The following is a 15,263-nucleotide window of genomic DNA, read 5'->3' on the forward strand; positions in this document are numbered from 1 at the left end:
TCATCCAGCAGATTCCGATACCTCAAGCGCTCGATATGGAAATCAAGCATGACCAGGTTCAAGTGCCCTGCAGCCATGCCGTTGCCGGTCAGTAATGTCTGACGCCCTGTGGGCCGCCCGCGAGGGCGATGCGCTGATGCACACCTCGATGATGGCCGACATCGTCAGCGGCGTGCTGGAAGTGGCCGCCAACGTCGCCATCGGCATGCTGGCCACCGCGGCGGTAACCGCGGCGCTGGGCCTGACCGTGGTCACCGGCGGCCTCGGCTGCTTCGTGCTCGGCGCGGTGGTGGGCATCGTGGTCGGCGTGGTCATGAGCAAGACTGGGGCCGACAAGGGCTTGAGCAGTTTATGCGAGGGCATCGGCAACTGCCTGTTCCCGCCCTCGGTGCAAGCCAACATCCTCACCGGCTCGAAGAATACCCGCACCAATGGCAAACCGGCCGCACGCGCTGCCGGCGTCATCGTTGCCGCCGCTGCGCCCGCCGGCAGCGACGCGGCTCAGCCGCCGGCCGAGGAGGAAGAAGAAAGCTTCCTCGACATGGCCAAGGGCTTTTTCTCGCAGATGTGGCGGCCTACGGTCGCCAGCCCGGCGCCGAACACCGAGCCTGCCGACGACGACAAGATCCTCTGCAGCAAGCATCCGCCGATGCCGCCGCAGTACCTGGCCGAAGGCTCGAGCAAGGTCACCATCAATGGTCACCCGGCCTGTCGCAGCGGCGATCGCAGCACCTGCGAGGCGGTGATCGTCGACGCCGGGCTGGTCTCCGATAATGTGCGCATCGGCGGCGACTCGATCGTGGTCCGCGAGATTCGCAGCGGCAAGACCCCGGGCATCGGCCTGGCGATTACCGCCTTGATGATGCTGCGCGGGCGCGGCGGCAAGTTCTACAGCAAGTTCGGCTGCATGCTGATTGGCGGCATCGGCAGCGCCGTCACCAGCCAGGTGACCGGCGCGATCACCAGCGCCATCGCCGGCTCACCCAACCCGGTCCACAGCTCCACTGGCGCCAAACTGTTGAGCGGCGAAGCCGAGCTTGATTTCAGCCTTCCGGGCTTGATCCCGTTGGACTGGCAGCGCTACTACAACAGCCGGGATGAACGCCGCGACGGCCTGTTCGGTGCTGGCTGGAGCGTCGATTACGAAGTCTTCGTCGCTATCGAGGCACATCCTGAAGGCGGCGAGCGCCTGCTGTTCACCGACGAGCAGGCACGGGTCGTCGACATGGGCCATATCTCTCGTGGTGATGCCGTGTTCAGCGCCGGCGAAGGCCTCAGCGTGCGTCGCGCGCACAATGGCGAGCTGCTGATCGAAAGCGTCGACGGTCTCTATCGCCTGTTCCAGCCCACCCCGAACAATCCGCAGCGCCTGCGCCTGGCGCAACTGGGGGATCGCAACGACAACCGCATCTATCTGGACTACGACAGCAACGGCCGCTTGCTCAGGCTGCGCGATACCTTCGATGTGGTCCAGGTGCAGTTGGTTTACAGCAGCCAATGGCCAGCCCGGGTCAGCCATATCGAACGATGGTACAGCGACGAGTCGAACGAGCTGCTGGTCAGCTATGCCTATGACAGCAACGGTGACTTGGCCGAAGTCCGCGACGCCAGCGGCCAGGTGCAAAGGCACTTCGCCTATGATCAGGGCCGGCGCATGGTCGAGCACCAACTGCCCAGCGGCCTGCGCTGCTTCTATGAATGGACTCGTGCTGCAGACGACTGGCGCGTGGCCCGGCACTGGACCGACGACGGTGACGAGTACCGTTTCGACTACGACATCGAAGCCGGCATCACCCGGGTCACCGACGGTTTGCAGCGGGTCAGCACACGCTACTGGAACCCGCAGTACCAGATCACCCAGTACACCGACGCCCTCGGCCACACCTGGCGTTTCGAGTGGAACGACGAACGCCAGTTGCTGGCCGCCACCGACCCGCAGGGCGGGCAATGGCAGTACCTGTACGATGAGTCCGGCAACCTCTGCGAAAGCATCGACCCACTGGGTCGCAGTGAGGCGACCCAGTGGCTGGAACACTGGTCGCTGCCCCGGGTACAGACCGACAAGGCCGGCAAGCGCTGGCGCTATCGCTACGACCAGCGCGGCAACTGCAGCAGCGAAACCGACCCGCTGGGCCGCACCACCCGCTACCGCCATGACGAACGCGGCCAGGTGGTGGAGATCATCGATGCGGCGGGCAAGCACAAGCACCTGCGCTGGAACGAATTGGGCCTGCTGATCGAGCAGGTCGATTGTTCGGGGTACCCGACCCGCTTCAGCTATGACCGGCGCGGGCATCTGCAGGCGGTCACCGATGCCCTCGGCGAACGTACCGAGTACCAGTACGATGCCCAGGGCCGATTGCTCGGCTCGCAATTGCCCGATGGGCGCAGTGAGCACTATCAGCTTGATCGCAACGGCCAGCTCAACAGCTATACCGACCCCGCCGGGCACTCCACCCAATACCGCTATAACCGGCGTGGCCAGGTGCAGCAGCGTATCGATCCGCATGGTCGGCGGGTGCAGTTCAGTTACGACGCCTACGGGCGGCTGCTGGCGCTGACCAATGAAAATAACGAAAGCTACAGGTTCAGCTGGGACCTAATTGACCGCCTGACTGAGCAGCAGGATCTGGACGGCAGCGCCAGCCGCTATCACTACGACCGGCTGGATAACCTCAGTTGCCTTGAGTACCTCCCCGCCCCCCAAGGCAGTATTGAAGCGATCATCCATCAGTTGCAGCGGGATGCCGTCGGGCGCTTGATCAAAAAGCACACCGACGATGGCGAAACCCAGTACAGCTACGATCCCCTTGATCAACTGACGGCAATCAACTTCACCGACAAGGCAGGCAACAGCGAGCAACTGGGCTTCGCTTACGATGCTCTCGGCCAATTGCTTGAAGAACACAGCGCCAATGGTGTGCTGCAACATCACTACGACGAACTCGGCAACCTGATCCAGACCCAGCTGCCCGACGGCCGCTGGCTCAACCGCCTGTACTACGGCAGCGGCCATCTGCACCAGCTCAACCTCGACGGCAAGGTGATCAGCGATTTCGAACGCGACCGCCTGCACCGTGAAGTGCTGCGCACCCAGGGCCGGGTCAGCACCCGCAGCGAGTACGACCGCAGCGGTCGTTTGCGCTCACGCCTGCGCCGCCCCAACCACCAGCCGCCGCAACTGCCGGCTACGGTACAGCAACGCTTCGATTTCGACTCGGCAGACAACCTGATCGGCCGTTTCAACCAGCAGCCCGGCAGCCAGCACCAGCAATTGCTGCACTACGACGCCAGCGGCCGGATCCTGGCCAGCCAGGACGCTGGCCAGGGCCAGAGCGAAACCTTCGCCTACGACGCCGCCGCCAACCTGCTCGATGGGCCGCAAGCCGGCATCGGCCTGGTGCGCCATAATCGCTTGCTCACCTACCAGGACAAACGCTACCGCTACGACGGCTTCGGCCGCCTGATCGAGAAACGCAGCAGCCGACGTGGCATCCAGCACTTCAGCTATGACGCCGAGCACCGCCTGATCCAGGTGCGCAGCCAGCACGGTGGGCGCGAACGGATACTGAACATGCGCTACGACCCGCTGGGGCGGCGTGTCGAGAAAAACGAATATGACGATCAGGGCAATCTGCTCGACCAGACCCGCTTCGCCTGGAATGGCCTGCGCTTGTTACAGGAGCATCGCTACAGCCAGACCAGCCTTTACCTGTATGTCGAAGACAGCCACGAACCCTTGGCGCGGGTTGACGGTGCGGGGCAGCACCAGCAGGTGCGCTACTACCATAACGATCTCAATGGCCTGCCCGAACAGTTGACGGATGACAGTGGCGAGGCGGTCTGGCAGGCGCGCTATCAGGTCTGGGGCAATACCCTGCAGGAGGTGCGTGAGGCGCATTTCATCGAAGAGCAGAACCTCAGGTTTCAGGGCCAGTACCTGGACCGTGAGACGGGTCTGCACTACAACACGTTTCGGTTTTATGATCCGGATGTCGGGCGGTTCACGCAGCCGGATCCGATAGGGTTGCTGGGTGGCACGAATCTTTATCAGTATGCGCCGAATCCGAACGGGTGGGTTGATCCGCTTGGATTATCTCCTGTTAGTCCTAAAACGATTTTATTCTCACAAGACAGTATTAATGGTGTGTTTGAGGATGGAAGGAATGTTAATGGATTAACACATAGACTTATAAATGATCCCTCGTATATAAACGAAGTTGAGCCAATCAGAAAAGTCAGGATGCGGGATTTACCTGCCAATGTTCAAGAGCGCTTATTGTCTCAAGGAGCACATAAAGATTCAGTGTTTAGCTTGGATAATAGAAGACTGTACGCAGCTAAAGAAGCTGGTGTATCCAAAATCCCATCCAGATGGGCAACTCCAGAGGAATTGTCTAAAATAAATCTTGATCGAAGGTTTTCAACTGGTGATGGTGGTAAATCGATAAGGACAAGAGGTTGTGGCTAATATGAATGTTAAGGCAATAGAAACAAGATATGGTCTGATTTATGGGCGAGATGCTTTGGTTCTTTCAGGGACTGAATTAATACTCTATCCTTTTAAATTTGTCATTAAAGCATCGTTATCTTTGCGTTCCTGCAAGCCAATGATTACAGACGCACCTGATGTTAATGTTGAATTTTTGTTTAGTGATATTAAAAGTATGTCTGTGTATAAAATGGATGATTACCCATATGAAAAGCACTCTCTGTCGAGCTTTGATTTGATAGATAATATAGATGGAGATGGACTCCAGCATATAGTTCTTAGCACTTATGATCATGTTTTCGATGTGATTGGAAAATATGATATTAAATATTTTTAGGTGAATTTTTAATAAACCGGGAAAGAGATTCTGATTATCCAGGTTTATTATTTTTTAATCTCCGTTCAATTAAACACGGCCTATGGTGAGCGGGATTCCTGTAGCTGCACTGCGACCTGAACAGCGTCCGCTGGAGTGCACCAACGAGCAGGGCCAGTTGCGCTGGTCCGGCGACTACGCTCCGTTCGGCGAGGTCACCAACCGGGTTATCAACAGCAAAGTTTCCTGTCTCCGAAATTATCGATCAAAGACGTTGCGAATGTTGTTCGCGATGTCATGAGGCAGAATAGAGATGTGTTGGTCGGTAAGGGTGCTGTTACTAAGTTTCAGATCAGTGGTACTTTCGGGGGCGTAGACTATGTGGTTGGGCTTAATAGCGGCAGAGTAGGATAATTATATCCAAAATGAAGAACAGAATTATTATTGAAACCTATGTAAAGGCCGGTGAACGGTTTTCCGACTTCTTCGAATATCAAGGAGGATTCAATGGTCAGGCGTCTATCGAAGGGGCACTGGTGCTTACCATTGATGGCACACCGCTTATTGACAAAAGCATGTTTGATTACGTCGACGACCTGTGGAGCTATTTGTCAGAAGGGTTGCTACACATCAGTGAAGGCAAATCGTTTAGATGTTATTTTCCTGATCAGCCCATCGAAGTCAATCTGACCCCCAGCAACGGTCGTTTGCAGGTGAGCGTCACCTGCCATAGTGAGGTTTCTGTTGCAGTCGATAAAGATGAATTTGTCAGGGTCATGAGCGAGCACGCCCGCAAATTTTTCACCCGGTTGCAGGCGATAGAGCCTGGCGCCAAAGGTAATTGCGACTACGTACTGGGAAACCTGAACAAAATTCGTCGGTAACATCAGGTCTGGGGCAATACTCTGAATGAAGTGCGCGAGGTCGAAAAACAAGGTCTTGCTGGTAGACGGTGATTGATTGCTGAGGTAACCGCCGCCTCCTGGCGCACGCAGCCTTGCGCTCCCGATCAAGCACGCCTCGACCGCCGTCGCTTCTGTGGTAGGCTTGGGCGGTTTGCACCGAGGGCCGCAATGACACCCCGATTTCAGCACGGGCGTGCTGCATCCGGCCCCCTGTCCGCCTTCAGGAGTTCCCATGCGCGTGACCCAGATTTTCGCTGCCGCCGCCCTGGCGCTGGCCAGTACCTTTGCCTTCGCCGCGGCCACCGATACCAATGCCGGTGCCGAGCAGGCGATTCGCAAGTCGTTGCAGAACCTCCAACTGGAGGTACCGATCGAAAGCGTTGCCAGCAGCCCGCTCAATGGCCTGTACGAAGTCAAGCTGCAGGGTGGTCGCGTGCTGTATGCCAGCGCCGACGGCCAGTTCGTTATGCAGGGCTACCTGTTCCAGATCCAGGACGGCAAGCCGGTCAACCTCACCGAGAAGACCGAGCGCCAGGGCATCGCCAAGTTGATCAACGGTATTCCGGCCGGCGAGATGGTGGTCTACCCGGCCAAGGGCGAGACCAAGTCGCACATCACCGTGTTCACCGACACCACCTGCCCGTACTGCCACAAGCTGCACGCCGAAGTGCCGGAGCTCAACCGCCGCGGAATCGAAGTGCGTTACGTCGCCTTCCCGCGCCAGGGCCTGGGTTCGCCGGGCGACGAGCAATTGCAGGCGGTCTGGTGCTCCAGCGATCGCCGCGCGGCGCTGGACAAGATGGTCGATGGCAAGGAAATCAAGGCTGCCAAGTGCGCCAACCCGGTCAGCAAGCAGTTCCAGCTGGGCCAGTCGATTGGTGTAAATGGCACGCCGGCGATCGTTCTACAGAATGGCCAGGTGATTCCGGGCTACCAGCCGGCGCCGCAAGTGGCCAAACTGGCCCTGGCCGAGAGCAAGTAACCAATTCAATACGCCGTCGTCATGGGGTGACGGCATGTTTCACGGTCGGCGCAGGTGCCGGCCGTTCTATGGGGAGTTCACAGTGAAACCGGTCAAAGTAGGCATCTGTGGGTTGGGGACCGTCGGTGGCGGAACCTTCAATGTACTTCAGCGCAACGCCGAGGAGATCGCCCGCCGTGCCGGGCGCGGTATTGAAGTGGCACAGATTGCCATGCGCTCGCAGAACCCGAACTGCCAGATTACCGGTACCCCCATTACCGCTGATGTGTTCGAAGTCGCGAGCAACCCCGAGATCGATATCGTCATCGAGCTGATCGGCGGCTACACCATCGCCCGCGACCTGGTGCTCAAGGCCATTGAAAACGGCAAGCACGTGGTCACCGCCAACAAGGCGCTGATCGCCGTGCACGGCAACGAGATCTTCGCCAAGGCCCGCGAGAAGGGCGTCATCGTCGCCTTCGAAGCTGCCGTGGCCGGTGGCATACCGGTGATCAAGGCGATCCGCGAGGGCCTGTCGGCCAACCGCATCAACTGGCTGGCCGGGATCATCAACGGCACCGGCAACTTCATCCTCACCGAAATGCGCGACAAGGGCCGTGCCTTCCCCGATGTGCTGGCCGAAGCCCAGGCGCTGGGCTACGCCGAGGCCGACCCGACCTTCGACGTCGAAGGCATCGACGCCGCGCACAAGCTGACCATCCTGGCGTCCATCGCCTTCGGTATCCCGCTGCAGTTCGACAAGGCCTACACCGAGGGCATCACCCAGCTGACCACTGCTGACGTGAACTATGCCGAGGCGCTGGGCTACCGCATCAAGCACCTGGGCGTGGCCCGTCGCACGGCCGACGGCATCGAGCTGCGTGTGCACCCGACGCTGATCCCCAACGATCGCCTGATCGCCAACGTCAATGGCGTGATGAATGCGGTGATGGTCAATGGCGACGCCGCCGGTTCCACCTTGTACTACGGCGCCGGTGCCGGCATGGAGCCGACCGCCTCGTCGGTGGTCGCTGACCTGGTCGACGTGGTTCGCGCCATGACCTCCGACCCGGAGAACCGTGTACCGCACCTGGCCTTCCAGCCGGATGCGCTGTCGGCCCACCCGATCCTGCCGATCGAAGCCTGCGAAAGCGCCTACTACCTGCGTATCCAGGCCAAGGACCACCCGGGCGTGCTGGCCCAGGTCGCCAGCATTCTCTCGGAGCGTGGCATCAACATCGAGTCGATCATGCAGAAGGAAGCCGAGGAACAGGATGGCCTGGTGCCGATGATCCTGCTGACTCACCGTGTGGTCGAGCAGCGCATCGACGACGCCATCGTCGCCCTGGAAGCGCTCCAGGACGTGGTCGGCAAGGTCGTGCGCATCCGCGTCGAACAGCTCAATTAATTCCGGCGGCGGGCCGTGACGGCGGCCCGCGCCCAGCATCGAAGGTTTGCACCCATGCGCTATATCAGTACCCGCGGCCAGGCTCCGGCCCTGAACTTCGAAGACGTCCTGCTGGCTGGCCTGGCCAGCGACGGCGGCCTGTACGTTCCCGAGAACCTGCCACGCTTCACCCAGGAAGAGATCGCCTCCTGGGCTGGCCTGCCGTACCACGAGCTGGCCTTCCGGGTGATGCGCCCGTTCGTCGAAGGCAGCATCGCCGACGCCGACTTCAAGAAAATCCTCGAAGAGACCTACGGCAACTTCGCCCACGCCGCAGTCGCGCCGCTGCGCCAGCTCAATGGCAACGAGTGGGTGATGGAGCTGTTCCACGGCCCGACCCTGGCCTTCAAGGACTTCGCCCTGCAGTTGCTCGGCCGTCTGCTCGACCACGTGCTGGTCAAGCGCGGCGAGCGTGTGGTGATCGTCGGTGCCACCAGTGGTGACACCGGCTCCGCTGCCATCGAAGGCTGCCGCCGTTGCGACAACGTCGACATCTTCATCCTGCACCCGCACCAGCGCGTGTCGGAAGTGCAGCGCCGGCAGATGACCACCATCCTCGGCGACAACATCCACAACATCGCCATCGAAGGCAACTTCGACGACTGCCAGGAGATGGTCAAGGCCAGCTTCGCCGACCAATCCTTCCTCAAGGGCACTCGCCTGGTAGCGGTCAACTCGATCAACTGGGCGCGGATCATGGCCCAGATCGTCTACTACTTCCATGCCGCGCTGCAGCTCGGTGGCCCGGCGCGCTCGGTGGCGTTCTCGGTGCCGACCGGCAACTTCGGCGATATCTTCGCCGGTTACCTGGCGCGCAACATGGGCCTGCCGATCAGCCAGCTGGTGGTGGCGACCAACCGCAACGACATCCTGCACCGCTTCATGAGCGGCAACCAGTACGTCAAGGACGCCCTGCACCCGACCCTGTCGCCGTCGATGGACATCATGGTCTCGTCCAACTTCGAGCGCCTGCTGTTCGACCTGCACGGTCGCAATGGTGCCGCGGTTGCCCAGTTGATGGACACCTTCAAGCAGGGCGGCGGCTTCAGCGTCGAGCAGGATCGCTGGACCGAAGCGCGCAAGCTGTTCGATTCGCTGGCCGTCACCGATGAGCAGACCTGCGAGACCATCGCCGAGGTGTTCAAGGCCACCGGTGAAGTCCTCGACCCGCACACCGCGATCGGCGTCAAGGCCGCCCGCGAGTGCCGCCGCAGCCTGGATACGCCGATGGTGGTGCTGGGGACGGCGCACCCGGTCAAGTTCCCCGAGGCGGTGGAGAAGGCCGGTGTCGCCAAGGCCCTGGAGCTGCCTGCGCACCTGAGCGATCTGTTCAGCCGCGAGGAACGCTGCACGGTGCTGGGCAACGACCTGAAGGCCGTGCAGGCATTTGTCAGCCAGCATGGCAACCGCGGCAAGCCGCTGTAAGCGGCACCAATTACAGGAAAGCCCGTCTTGCACGGGCTTTTTTGTGGGCGCAAGACACACGGCAACAGCTTTCAGATTTTTCCCATGTAGTTCGATGGATACCCCTACTAAAGTGGCGTTCTGACCAACAGAACACACGGCTCCAGTGGGAGGCTCATGCATCAGCTCAATGTTCTTATCCACCAGGCTCGGCCCTACTATCAGATGCTGTTGCATCAGGCCTTCAATGCCCAGGGGCTGTACAACGTCCGGGTCACCGATGACGTGCCTGCAGCCACGGCCCACCTCGCGCAGGGGCAGCAGCCCGTTGATGTGCTGGTGCTTGATCAGGGAATGCCGAGGCGTCATGCCCGGCGCCTGTTCAAGTACCTGGTGCAGGCCTCCTGCGCGGGTGGGCTGCTGTTTGTCGGCTATGGCGACGCTGGGGGTATCGACCTCGCGCTCGAGGCCCGCGAGCAGGGCTTGAATGTCCTGGCCGAGCTGCCCTGGCCGATGTCCATGGTGGGCCTGGAGCAGGCACTGGGGCGCCTGTAGTCCGGAAGGGGTGCGCGGAGCATCGAAACTGTCATGTTTGCCGCGCATGCTCGTGATGACGGGCCAGGGCGAACTTTCCGTCGGCCCCGATGGTCAGTTTCCTTACCCTAGCCAGCGAGTGATCCGGATGGAAAGAATCTGCAGACTGCTCAACGATGCCCTGACCCCTTACCAGGCCGAACTTGGACCGGCCGATAACCGTGGCTGCCGTCACCTGAGTGTTCGCGATGAGCACGGTTTGCCGATCCTGCGGCGTACGGTGTGTGAGCGAGAGTTGGTGGAGCAGCAATTGCTGGTCGATCTGGTCGATGGTCTGCACCGTGACCTGCAAATTGCCGAAGGCCGCCTGCAACCCTGTGTGATCGCCGCCTTGCAGCATCAGAGGCAAATGCACGGAACCTTTGCCTGACCGGCCCGTCAGACTCAGCAAGGGCAGCCTGATGGTGCTTTGCTCCGGTACCCTCCAGGCTGTCACTGGAAGTCCCAAGGGCTTTCGCTTGACCCCGGTCGTCCTCCCCAGCGGCCGGGGTTTCTTTTTGCCTTGAAGTCACCGGCACCCTTGCTGGTCTTTACGCTTCCGCTCAGTGCCCCGGCGCTTCGCCCTGCTCGAAGAAATGCCGGGCCTGGCCCAGGTAGTCCTCCTGCAGCTCCGCATCCAGCCAGCGGGCATACAGGCCCGGCAAGGTGTCGCGGCGCAGCATGGGCAGCAGTTGGTCGATATGAGCGATCGCTTCGCGTCCCAAGGCGGTGTCCGAGCAGCCCACATGCAGGAACTGATAGCGGTCGACGCCACGGATGGGATAGAAGCGGTAATCATCCAGCGAGCCATTCTGCTGCTGGATCAGGTAGCGCACTTCTGGCCAGTAGCCCAGCACCAGCTGCAGGCGCCCCAGCTGCTGCATCTGCAGCAGACTGGCGGTGGCATCGTTGCCGTAGTGGCGGCTGAAGGCGCTGTCTGGCAATTGCCTCAGGACGTCATCGACCTGCACGCTGTAGCTGCGCTCGGCGACGATGCCCAGCTTGAGGCGGGTCTGGGCCAGCAGCCGCTGAAGATCCACCTGTTGCCCATCCAGAAAAGGCTCCAGCAGCGCCTGGTCGCGCGTGCGCACCACCAGGCCACTGCTCAGGACACCGAGCGATGGCTGGGAGAAATGCACGTACCGGGCGCGTTCGGGGGTCCAGAGCAGGGTCGGGTCGCAGGTGAAACTGGGCTCCTGGAGCATCTGGATGCCTCGGGCGCGATTGACCCGGACGATCTGGTGGTCGTACTCGGGCATCTGCGCGATCAGCATGGGCAACAGTTGGTCGATCACGCCCTGGCCTTTGGCCGGCCCTTCGAAGATGGTGAACGGTGGCAGGTCGCGGACCAGCCACAGCAGGCGTTCCCGGGCCTCGGCCGATTGTGCCACGAGCGCGGTCAGCAGCAGGCAGAACAGCAGGGGCAGGTGGCGGATGCGCATGGGCCGCGGATCAGACCGTACCGGCCGCGCGCAGGCGGGCAATGGCGGCTTCGTCGTAGCCCAGGCTGGCCAGTAGCGGGGCCGTGTGCTCGCCCAGTGCCGGGCCGACCCATTCGGCGGAGCCGGGGGTATCGGACAGCTTGGGTACGATGCCCGGCATCTTGAACGGCTTGCCATCCGGCAGGCGGGCCTGGAGGAACATCTCGCGGGCGAGGAACTGCGGGTCGCCCAGCATGTCCTCGGCGGAGTAGATCCGGCTGGCTGGCACTTCGGCGTCGTTGAGCACCTGCATCACCTTGTCCAGCGGCAGGCCGTTGGCCCAGCGATCGATGACGCCGTACAGCTCGTCGCGGCGGGCATCGCGGCCATCATTGGTCGCCAGGGCGGCATCGTTGGCCAGGTCGTCACGGCCGATGGCCTGCATGAAGCGCTTGAATATCGCATCGCCATTGGCGCCGATCTGCACATGCCGGCCATCGGCGGTGGTATGGATGCAGGAAGGGGTGATACCCGGCATGATGTTGCCGGTGCGCTCGCGGATGAAACCGAACACGTCGAATTCCGGCACCATGCTTTCCATCATGGCGAAGATTGCTTCGTACAGCGCCACGTCCACGACTTGGCCGTCGCCCCCGTTGACTTCGCGATGACGCAGGGCCATCAGCGCGCCGATCACGCCCCACAGGGCGGCAATGGAGTCGCCGATTGAAATCCCTGTCCGCACTGGTGGGCGATCCTCGAAGCCGGTGATGTAGCGCAACCCGCCCATGGATTCGCCAACCGCGCCGAAGCCCGGCTGGTCCTTCATCGGGCCGGTCTGGCCGAAGCCCGACAGGCGCACCATGACCAGGCGCGGGTTGAGGGCGTGCAGCACATCCCAGCCCAGGCCGAGCTTCTCCAGCACGCCGGGGCGGAAGTTCTCGATCAGGATGTCGGTCTCGGCCAGCAGGCGCTTGAGCACTTCACGCCCTTCAGGATGCTTGAGGTTGAGGGTCAGCGATTGCTTGTTGCGCGCCTGGACGAACCACCACAGCGAGGTGCCCTCGTACAGCTTGCGCCATTTACGCAGCGGATCACCGCCATCGGGCGACTCGACCTTGATCACCTCGGCACCGAACTCGGCGCAGATCCGCGAGGCGAACGGGCCGGCGATCAGGGTGCCGAGCTCGATGACTTTCAGGCCGGCGAGGGGTTTGCTGGGCGTTGTCATGGGGCATCCGTGGCGTCTGGGCGTGACGCAGGTTGTATCACAGCTCGGCGGCGGCAGGTATATCGGCATTGTCTGAACCGGCGCTGGCGCCTGGGATCAGTTAGACTGTGCGCCTTTCCCCCGCAAGAAGCCTATTGCCCATGGCCCAGCCGTCCACCACCTACAAGTTCGAACTGAATCTGACCGACCTCGACCGCGGCGTGTACGAGAGCGTCCGCCAGACCATCGCCCGCCACCCTTCGGAAACCGAAGAACGCATGGCTGTGCGCCTGCTGGGCTATGCCCTCTGGTACAACGAGCAGCTGTCCTTCGGCCGCGGCCTGTCGGACGTCGATGAGGCGGCCCTGTGGGAAAAAAGCCTGGACGATCGCATCCTGCACTGGATCGAAGTCGGCCAGCCCGACGCCGACCGCCTGACCTGGTGTTCGCGGCGTACCGAGCGCACCAGCCTGCTGGCCTACGGCAGCCTGCGCGTGTGGGAGACCAAGGTGCTCGGCGCGGTCAAGGGCCTGAAGAACCTGAGCATTGCCGCCGTGCCGCAGGAGGTGCTGGAAACCCTCGCCACCGATATGCCGCGTACCATCAAGTGGGACGTGATGATCAGCGAAGGCACGGTGTTCGTCACCGACGACCGTGGCCAGCACGAAGTGCAGTTGCAATGGCTGCTTGGCGAGCGCGGCTGACCTGAAACAAAGCGGAATTGCGAAGACCCCATGCGTATCGAACCACGTCCCCTGCCGTCGCCCCTGCCTTTGCTGGGCAACCTGCCACCCTTGCTGACCCGTCTGTATGCCGCCCGTGGCGTAGCGTCCGAGGCCGAGCTGGACAAGAGCCTGGCGCGCCTGCTGCCTTACCAGCAACTCAAGGGTATCGACGCGGCGGTGGAGCTGCTGGTCGAGGCGCTCGATCAGCGCCAGCGCATTCTCATCGTCGGCGATTTTGATGCCGACGGTGCCACCGCCAGCACGGTCGGTTTGCTGGGCCTGCGCTTGCTGGGCGCAGCCCATGTCGATTACCTGGTGCCCAACCGCTTCGAGTATGGCTACGGCCTGACCCCGGAGATCGTCGCGGTCGCGCTCGAGCGCCAGCCGCAATTGCTGATCACCGTGGACAACGGTATCTCCAGCGTCGATGGCGTGGCCGCGGCCAAGGCCGCCGGGCTCAAGGTGCTGGTCACCGACCACCACCTGCCGGGCGAGCAACTGCCGGCCGCCGACGCCATCGTCAATCCCAACCAACCCGGTTGCGCGTTCCCGAGCAAGTCACTGGCCGGTGTCGGCGTGATCTTCTACGTGCTGATGGCCCTGCGTGCGCGGTTGCGCAGCCTGGGGCGCTACGAAACGCAGCCGCAGCCGAACATCGGCGAGTTGCTTGACCTGGTGGCGCTGGGCAGCGTCGCCGACGTGGTGCCGCTGGATGCCAACAACCGCATCCTGGTGCATCAGGGCTTGGAGCGTATCCGCGCCGGTCGCGCCCGCCCGGGGCTCAAGGCCATCCTCGAAGTGGCGCGGCGCGACCACAAGCGCATCACTTCCACTGACCTTGGCTTCATCCTTGGCCCTCGGCTCAATGCCGCCGGGCGCCTGGACGACATGAGCCTGGGCATCGAATGCCTGTTGTGCGAAGACGCGGCGCTTGCGCTGGACATGGCCCAGCAACTGGATGGCCTGAACCAGGATCGCAAGTCCATCGAGCAGGGCATGCAGCGCGAGGCTTTGGCCCAGCTCAAGGATCTGCCAGTCGAGTCCATGCCTTATGGCTTGTGCCTGTTCGACGCCGACTGGCACCAGGGGGTGATTGGTATCCTCGCTTCGCGCCTGAAAGAGCGTTACCACCGCCCGACCATCGCCTTTGCCGATGCGGGAGAAGGGGTGCTGAAGGGCTCGGCGCGTTCGGTGCCGGGGTTCCATATCCGTGATGCGCTGGACGCCGTTGCGGCGCGGCATCCGAGTTTGATCAGCAAGTTCGGCGGGCATGCCATGGCGGCGGGGCTGTCCTTGCCGGCCGACAATTTCCCTGCGTTTGCCGAGGCGTTCGACGACGAGGTGCGGCGCCAGCTGCGTGAGGAAGACCTGACTGGGCGGTTGTTGTCGGATGGCACGTTGGCGGTCGAGGAGTTTCACCTGGACCTGGCGCGGGCATTGCGCAATGCCGGGCCCTGGGGGCAGCACTTTCCCGAGCCGTTGTTCCACGGGGTGTTCCAGCTGGTCGAGCAGCGGGTCGTTGGGGAGCGGCATCTGAAGGTAGTGCTCAAGAGCGAGTGTGGGGCTGTGCGCTTGGATGGGATTGCCTTTGGGATTGACCGGGAGGTCTGGCCGAATCCTACAGTGCGGTGGGTGGAGTTGGCTTATAAGTTGGATGTGAATGAGTTTCGGGGGAATGAGAGTGTGCAGTTGATGATTGCGCATATGGAAGCGCGGTGATCTTTTGTTGGGGTTTTGGGGTTTTGGGGTTTTGGGGTTTTGGTTGTTTTGAAGTTGTATGCGCATTCATTTGCGATGTCTCAAGTCCAT

General features: G+C 61.7%; 13 protein-coding genes. 11 read left to right on the forward strand and 2 right to left on the reverse strand.

The window, feature by feature from the left end:
* Window positions 1-94: 94 nt before the first annotated feature.
* The 9 genes from AAHK21_RS19225 to AAHK21_RS19265 all read left to right on the forward strand — a co-directional run bounded on the left by AAHK21_RS19225 (window position 95) and on the right by AAHK21_RS19265 (window position 10,489).
* Complete coding sequence (locus AAHK21_RS19225) at window positions 95-4,471, forward strand: RHS repeat-associated core domain-containing protein (RefSeq protein WP_367858060.1); 4,377 nt, start codon at window positions 95-97, stop codon at window positions 4,469-4,471.
* Window positions 4,464-4,829 (forward strand): hypothetical protein, encoded by a 366-nt coding sequence (locus AAHK21_RS19230; RefSeq protein WP_367858061.1) that lies wholly within the window; start codon window positions 4,464-4,466, stop codon window positions 4,827-4,829. Before AAHK21_RS19225 ends, AAHK21_RS19230 begins: the two co-directional genes overlap by 8 nt.
* Window positions 4,830-4,911: 82 nt before the next feature.
* Entirely contained in the window at window positions 4,912-5,109 is a 198-nt protein-coding gene (locus tag AAHK21_RS19235) for an RHS domain-containing protein (RefSeq protein WP_367858062.1), read from the forward strand.
* Between the two features lie 124 nt (window positions 5,110-5,233).
* Window positions 5,234-5,692, forward strand: coding sequence for a hypothetical protein (locus AAHK21_RS19240; RefSeq protein WP_367858063.1), 459 nt, complete (start codon window positions 5,234-5,236; stop codon window positions 5,690-5,692).
* A gap of 253 nt (window positions 5,693-5,945) precedes the next feature.
* Window positions 5,946-6,695: a DsbC family protein gene (locus tag AAHK21_RS19245; RefSeq protein ID WP_023630109.1), complete on the forward strand. Its 750-nt coding sequence runs from the start codon at window positions 5,946-5,948 to the stop codon at window positions 6,693-6,695.
* A gap of 82 nt (window positions 6,696-6,777) precedes the next feature.
* Window positions 6,778-8,082, forward strand: coding sequence for a homoserine dehydrogenase (locus tag AAHK21_RS19250; RefSeq protein WP_023630110.1), 1,305 nt, complete (start codon window positions 6,778-6,780; stop codon window positions 8,080-8,082).
* Between the two features lie 54 nt (window positions 8,083-8,136).
* The gene (gene thrC, locus AAHK21_RS19255; protein ID WP_367858064.1) at window positions 8,137-9,546 is read left to right on the forward strand and encodes a threonine synthase; all 1,410 of its coding nucleotides are present in this window, start codon (window positions 8,137-8,139) and stop codon (window positions 9,544-9,546) included.
* Between the two features lie 156 nt (window positions 9,547-9,702).
* Window positions 9,703-10,080: a histidine kinase gene (locus AAHK21_RS19260; protein WP_367858065.1), complete on the forward strand. Its 378-nt coding sequence runs from the start codon at window positions 9,703-9,705 to the stop codon at window positions 10,078-10,080.
* A 127-nt stretch (window positions 10,081-10,207) separates the two neighbouring features.
* Window positions 10,208-10,489, forward strand: a complete 282-nt coding sequence (locus AAHK21_RS19265) for a DUF3509 domain-containing protein (protein ID WP_367859007.1) — start codon at window positions 10,208-10,210, stop codon at window positions 10,487-10,489.
* Window positions 10,490-10,661: 172 nt separating this feature from the next.
* Here the strand turns inward: AAHK21_RS19265 and AAHK21_RS19270 are convergent, their stop codons facing one another.
* A complete protein-coding gene (locus tag AAHK21_RS19270; RefSeq protein WP_367858066.1) occupies window positions 10,662-11,540 on the reverse strand; it encodes a TIGR02285 family protein in 879 nt (292 codons plus the stop codon).
* 10 nt (window positions 11,541-11,550) lie between these two features.
* Window positions 11,551-12,750: a CaiB/BaiF CoA transferase family protein gene (locus AAHK21_RS19275; RefSeq protein ID WP_367858067.1), complete on the reverse strand. Its 1,200-nt coding sequence runs from the start codon at window positions 12,748-12,750 to the stop codon at window positions 11,551-11,553.
* A 140-nt stretch (window positions 12,751-12,890) separates the two neighbouring features.
* Between AAHK21_RS19275 and AAHK21_RS19280 the strand changes: the two genes are divergently transcribed.
* A complete protein-coding gene (locus AAHK21_RS19280; protein WP_367858068.1) occupies window positions 12,891-13,433 on the forward strand; it encodes a YaeQ family protein in 543 nt (180 codons plus the stop codon).
* A gap of 30 nt (window positions 13,434-13,463) precedes the next feature.
* The gene (gene recJ / locus AAHK21_RS19285) at window positions 13,464-15,173 is read left to right on the forward strand and encodes a single-stranded-DNA-specific exonuclease RecJ (protein WP_367858069.1); all 1,710 of its coding nucleotides are present in this window, start codon (window positions 13,464-13,466) and stop codon (window positions 15,171-15,173) included.
* The last annotated feature ends 90 nt before the right edge of the window (window positions 15,174-15,263 follow it).

It is taken from the genome of Pseudomonas sp. TE50-2 (genome assembly GCF_040813665.1).
Lineage (GTDB): Bacteria > Pseudomonadota > Gammaproteobacteria > Pseudomonadales > Pseudomonadaceae > Aquipseudomonas > Aquipseudomonas soli.

Excerpts from the sequence above, each read along its gene's own strand:
- AAHK21_RS19225 (WP_367858060.1), top strand. The coding sequence starts at position 95 with ATGTCTGACGCCCTGTGGGCCGCCCGCGAGGGCGATGCGCTGATGCAC.
- AAHK21_RS19235 (WP_367858062.1), top strand. The coding sequence starts at position 4,912 with ATGGTGAGCGGGATTCCTGTAGCTGCACTGCGACCTGAACAGCGTCCG.
- AAHK21_RS19240 (WP_367858063.1), top strand. The coding sequence starts at position 5,234 with ATGAAGAACAGAATTATTATTGAAACCTATGTAAAGGCCGGTGAACGG.
- AAHK21_RS19245 (WP_023630109.1), top strand. The coding sequence starts at position 5,946 with ATGCGCGTGACCCAGATTTTCGCTGCCGCCGCCCTGGCGCTGGCCAGT.
- thrC (WP_367858064.1), top strand. The coding sequence starts at position 8,137 with ATGCGCTATATCAGTACCCGCGGCCAGGCTCCGGCCCTGAACTTCGAA.
- AAHK21_RS19260 (WP_367858065.1), top strand. The coding sequence starts at position 9,703 with ATGCATCAGCTCAATGTTCTTATCCACCAGGCTCGGCCCTACTATCAG.
- AAHK21_RS19265 (WP_367859007.1), top strand. The coding sequence starts at position 10,208 with ATGGAAAGAATCTGCAGACTGCTCAACGATGCCCTGACCCCTTACCAG.
- AAHK21_RS19270 (WP_367858066.1), bottom strand. The coding sequence starts at position 11,540 with ATGCGCATCCGCCACCTGCCCCTGCTGTTCTGCCTGCTGCTGACCGCG.
- AAHK21_RS19275 (WP_367858067.1), bottom strand. The coding sequence starts at position 12,750 with ATGACAACGCCCAGCAAACCCCTCGCCGGCCTGAAAGTCATCGAGCTC.
- AAHK21_RS19280 (WP_367858068.1), top strand. The coding sequence starts at position 12,891 with ATGGCCCAGCCGTCCACCACCTACAAGTTCGAACTGAATCTGACCGAC.
- recJ (WP_367858069.1), top strand. The coding sequence starts at position 13,464 with ATGCGTATCGAACCACGTCCCCTGCCGTCGCCCCTGCCTTTGCTGGGC.